Annotated in this window: 1 pseudogene; it reads left to right on the top strand. The window is 43.5% G+C overall.

What is annotated here, in order from left to right:
• Positions 1-297: pseudogene (locus H5185_RS22535) on the top strand (tetraacyldisaccharide 4'-kinase); the annotation flags it as partial.
• Positions 298-336 lie beyond the last annotated feature (39 nt).

A 336-nucleotide genomic window follows, 5' to 3' on the forward strand; every position in this document is an offset into this window, starting at 1 on the left:
CAAGCCAAATGGTTATTACTGCCATTGTCCGGTTTATTTTGGCTCATATCTACTATTCGCCGTGGACTGTTTCGTTTTGGGCTTAAACAGGCACAAGTTTTACCCGTGCCTGTGATAGTGGTCGGTAATATTACCGCTGGTGGCAGTGGTAAAACCCCCACAGTGATTTATTTAATTGAGTTATTACGCCAACATGGTTATAAACCTGGGGTGATAAGCCGAGGTTATGGGGTGAATATTGATGGCGTAATGGCTGTTAATCATCATGCCAAAGCCTGTGAGGTTGGTGATGAACCAAAATAAACCGGACAATGGCAGTACTAACCATTTGGCTTA

Origin of the sequence: Shewanella sp. SG44-6, from assembly GCF_014164185.1 — a bacterium.
Lineage (GTDB): Bacteria > Pseudomonadota > Gammaproteobacteria > Enterobacterales > Shewanellaceae > Shewanella > Shewanella vesiculosa.